Origin of the sequence: Pseudomonas sp. UBA6276 (genome assembly GCF_002438365.1) — a bacterium.
Classification (GTDB): Bacteria; Pseudomonadota; Gammaproteobacteria; order Pseudomonadales; family Pseudomonadaceae; genus Aquipseudomonas; species Aquipseudomonas coleopterorum.
In genome coordinates this window covers 54609-59289 of sequence record NZ_DJUS01000056.1, presented here as the reverse complement: position 1 = coordinate 59289, position 4681 = coordinate 54609, and the positions used below count along the sequence as shown (strand labels likewise).

Annotated in this window: 3 protein-coding genes; all 3 read left to right on the top strand. The window is 57.8% G+C overall.

Going from position 1 to position 4681, the window contains the following annotated elements:
* Positions 1-1844, top strand: a 1844-nt coding sequence (locus tag B2V21_RS06645) for a hypothetical protein (protein ID WP_286916384.1), incomplete at its 5' end; no start/stop codon positions are given.
* A 977-nt stretch (positions 1845-2821) separates the two neighbouring features.
* Positions 2822-3073: a DUF3077 domain-containing protein gene (locus B2V21_RS06640; RefSeq protein ID WP_286916383.1), complete on the top strand. Its 252-nt coding sequence runs from the start codon at positions 2822-2824 to the stop codon at positions 3071-3073.
* Positions 3074-3351: 278 nt separating this feature from the next.
* Positions 3352-4681, top strand: a 1330-nt coding sequence (locus B2V21_RS06635; protein ID WP_414708367.1) for a carbamoyltransferase family protein, incomplete at its 3' end; no start/stop codon positions are given.

The following is a 4681-nucleotide window of genomic DNA, read 5'->3' as shown; positions in this document are numbered from 1 at the left end:
TCACGTTGGCCAGTGATCCTTATATCACTGGCAATAGCAATGGCTACGTAGAGGTTTGGTACGAGGCCACCCGCAACAGCCAGCCGGTGGGCAGCTCGCAGCGGTTGCAGCTGCATGTCGGGGCGGCGGCGGAAATACCTTGGCCGCTGCCCAAGCTGGTGGATGCCACGGGGAGCCAGGTCAACCCCTGGTCACCGGTCAGGCCGGGCACTCAGTTCGACAGCAACACGGCAACCATCGTGGTGACAGACAACCGCATCGTGTCCGGAGATACGGTGGGTGTGGTGTGGGCACTGCCCGACGGCACTCGGCCCGTTGTGCCTTGGCAAAACGCCGAGGCGTCCGGCGAAGCGCGCCTGCCGGTGCCCCCGCAGGTACTGGCGCAAAGCCTCGGTCAAACCGTTACGCTGGCATATGCCGTGTTTCGTGGGCCGCAGCAGACAGTGGTAGGTACTTCGACCGCCGACCTGCAGATCGGGCAGCTGCCAGCGTCGGCGTTGAGCGAGTTGTTCATCGTGGAAGCGGCTAATGGTGGGGCAGGGCCGGAGTTTGATGTCAGTGGGTTGACTGGGAATGCGACTGTTAGGGTCGGACGCTGGCCCCTCATTGCAGCCGGTCAAACGGCATGGTTGACCCTTGCAGGTACCAAGCAGGATGGTACTGCGTACAGCAAATCGCTGATGACAGGTGGAGCGACGGATGCGGATTGGGTCAGTCAGGGGTTCAAGACATTCAGCATCCTTAATGATGAGTTGAAAGGTCTTAAAAACGAGAGTCCGCTTACTGTTACGTTCAAGGTGTCATTGGCCAATGGCGACGCAAGCACGGCAACAGGTTTTGCTTCCAAGATTTATCAGGTAAAAACTCGCGAAATCAAACCGCTGCCTGCTCCTGTTGTGCTTGAAGCAGATCCGGCAAGTAATACGCTGAACTTGTTCAAAAGAATCAATGCGGCCACCATTACTATCCATGATGATGGATACTTGGTAAAGGGAGATCAGATCACGATGTACTGGGTCGGGACACCTTCGAACGGTTCGAAGGAGGAGACCAAAGTTGTCGGAGACTCAGGAGTGCCTCAGTTCAGCGTTCCGCTGGCTATTATCACGGCCAGCGCTGAGCGTAGTGTTACTGTCTACTATAAAGTTAATCTAGGTGGGGGAGGCAAAGTAATTACTTCATCTACTTTGCAGGTGTTCATCTCGAATAGACCGATGCTTGGGACGGCAAGATATAATCCAGGCGGTGCAGGTTCAGGGACTGTACTATATAATTTCCGCTTCTCAACCGGGTCGATCTCGGTGCCCCCTAATCTGGCGGTAGGAGCCGATATAGTGACCAGCAGTGCCGCCTACCCAGATAGACAGCTTTGGATTGATTACGCAAACGCGGGCTCTGGTAAACTCAATCTGATTGGAAGTCAGCCCGAGTGGCGCTCAAACGTTTTCCCAACAAATGTACCCGGAGTGGCCATGAAGCTAGTATTTAACGGCTCTTCAAACGCGGAGCAAGCCGGTCCAAGCGACGCCTACATCAACGGAAGTTTTGAAACGTCCCATGTTTTTCAACTGAAATTTGTAAAAACAGGTCCAATCACCAGTGGGACTGTTTACGCTGGCGATCTATCCACCGAATTCAGCGGTTCCAATCAGTACCCCGTTTATACTGTAAGACTACTTAGCCCCTTATCTTTTCATTCGGATGGCGTTAACGCTGATTACGGCCGAAGTTTCATGCATCAAGGCATGCCGCTAGAAGTGGTGCCATCTGATACGCAAGAGAGGTCAGGAAACGATCATGTAGTAGTGGTTTCTGATGGCTTGGAGGCTATACCAAGGCGATAGCTCCAGATACTAGCCTATGGAAAAGCGAAGCATGGCTTGCTAAGGTTATGGCTCAGTCAATGTTTATGCCTAGTGCGACGCTGGCCTATGACTAGGCTCATTATTGAAGACGTACAGTACGTTGATGGCGTATTGGGGATGTTGGCCGCTTGGCCTCCAATACGAGCTTCTTCGGGCCTCGTATCATTCCCTATGGGAATGGTGCGAGGTGTAAGCTTCAACATATTCACGGGATCTGGGCAGTGTCTGAGCGTCTATTTTTTTGCAGGTGTTTGTAAAACTTCTCTTACGTGGCGCAATTCTAAGCGTGTGGTGCTACGTAGTTTGACGTCGTTCCCCAGCTATCCTGGGCTGGAGGTGGTCTCTGACGTGGCGTATGGGTGATGCTCAAGTAGTGAGCCGAATGACTACGGCTTTGCTCCATATCTGGCTGTGGAACAGATGCTTGCGGTTTTTATCTTCATAGAGTTGTTTTTGCACAAGGCATTGGGTAGCCTTGACCGGTCGCTGCCAAATCAGCGGCCGGGTTTGGTCACCCGATGACGTTTAGGCGCACAGCGCCACCATGGTTCATGCGGGGCGTTTTTTTACGTCTGCGTGATGCTCTATGGCGGCTGTGCGCGGGGCATCCTCGGATGCGCCGGGTGCCTAACGTCCCGGTTGACCAACCTGCGTACAGCTGCCACCTATCGTTTGGTCACGAGATGTGGCGGCGTCACTTACGTTAGGAGCTCCACCATGGTCAAGCCGACCCCCGATCCCCCCGTCGTTCCACTCCCGCCCGATCAGCCTCTGTTTCATTACCCAAGCGTCTCCGAACATGTCGATGGCCACACCGTGGCTACTCGTCACAACGCACAGATGCCAGCGCCGCCGAAGCCTTGCTGGTGGCAGTCCGGGCGACAGGGCTAAAGGTTGTACCGCGCGAGCGGGACGGCCGCTCGTGCTTCCCATTGATGTTGAAAAGGAAATTGACCATGGTGGAAATCATTCAAACCTGCAATGTGCCTGTAGGGGCGTGTGGGTCGGATAAACCGGCGTTGTTCAGTGTGAATGCCGGTATTGCGCTGGAGGAGGCACTGGCGCAACTGGGGGTGTTGCTGGAATGCGCTCAGCTGACGGCGAATGAGTTGTGGGATGCGCCGGATCGGAGTTTGCTGGGTGTGACGTTGCATTGCATCGAGCATGCGCAGGCGGTGGTGGCTTCGTTGCGGGTGCCGCAGGATTGATCCTGTGGGCGTCTTGCCTGGTATGTGTGTGGGCAGGGCCGGCCTCTTCGCGGGCAGAGCCCGCTCCCACAGAGGGGGGACGGCCTCTTCGCGGGCAGAGGGCTCGCCGCCCGCCCCGCTCCCACAAAGGGGGCGCGTGGGCTGGTGGGTGGTGGCGCGGCCGCTACCTTTGCCCCGGTGTTGGGTGGTGGCGTATTACGCTATAATCCCGGCCTTTCGCCGCCCGCCGCCCCTGATGGCCGCCCGCGCATCTACTTCCGTTCAAAGAGGCTAGACCCTTGGCATTGACGATTCTTGGCCTGTCCGGCGCCCTTAGCCATGACCCTTCCGCGGCCCTGTACATCGACGGCAAGCTGATTGCCGCCGCCGAAGAAGAGCGCTTCGTGCGCGACAAACATGCAAAGAACCGCATGCCCTACGAATCGGCCAAGTTCTGCCTGGAACAAGCCGGCATTAAGCCGTCGGACGTCGATGTGGTGGCGATTCCGTTCGCGCCCATCAGCCTGTTCGGCAAGGCGCGCTGGCATTACGCCAAGCGCTATTGGTACGCCCCGGACCGCGCCCTCGACGCGCTGTTGATGGGTAACCGCCGCTACAAGCGCTACCGCAACAAGATCGTCTTCTGCCTGGAGCAACTGGGCTTCGACGCGAAGAAGATCAAGATCGAACCGGTCGAGCACCACCTGGCTCACGCCTCCAGCGCCTACCACTGCTCGGGCTTCCAGGAAAAAACCGCGATCCTGGGCATCGACGGCAAGGGTGAGTACGCCACCACGTTCTTCGGCTACGGCGAGAACGGCAAGATCCACAAGATCAAGGAGTTCTTCGACCCGGATTCGCTGGGCGGCCTGTACGGCGCGATCACCGAATTCCTGGGTTTCGAGATGCTCGACGGCGAGTTCAAGGTCATGGGCATGGCGCCCTATGGCGACGCCAGCAAGTACGATTTCTCGCGCCTGGCCTCGTTCGAGAACGGCGAGTTGGTGATCAACACCGACTACGCCAACGTCATCGGCCTGCGCCGCTATAAAGAGAAGGGCAAGGGCTTCTATTTCTCGCCCAAGCTGATCGAGTGGCTGGGCCCGAAACGCGAAGGCGACATCGCCGACGAGCCGTACATCCACTACGCGGCCAGCATGCAGGCGCTGTTCGAGAAGCTCGCCTTGCAGATGATCGACCACTACCTGGGCGATGTGCTCAAGCAGACCGGCAAGCTGGCCTTCGCCGGCGGCTGTGCGCTGAACGTCAAGCTCAACCAGAAGATCATCGCCCGCCCGGATGTGAAGGAGCTGTTCGTGCAGCCTGCTTCCGGCGACGCCGGTACGGCGGTGGGTGCGGCGGCCTATGTGTCCCATGCCCGCGGTGTGCCCGTGGAGAAAATGGAACACGTGTACCTGGGCCCGTCCTACACCAACGAAGACGTGATCGCCGCCTGCGCGCGCCATCCGAACAAGCCCAAGGGTCGCATGCTTGGCAACATGCCCAAGCAGATCGCCCAGATCATGGTCGACGGTAATCCAGTGGCCTGGTTCCAGGGGCGCATGGAGTTCGGCCCACGCGCGTTGGGTGGTCGTTCGATCATTGGTTGCCCGAGCGTGCCGGGCGTGG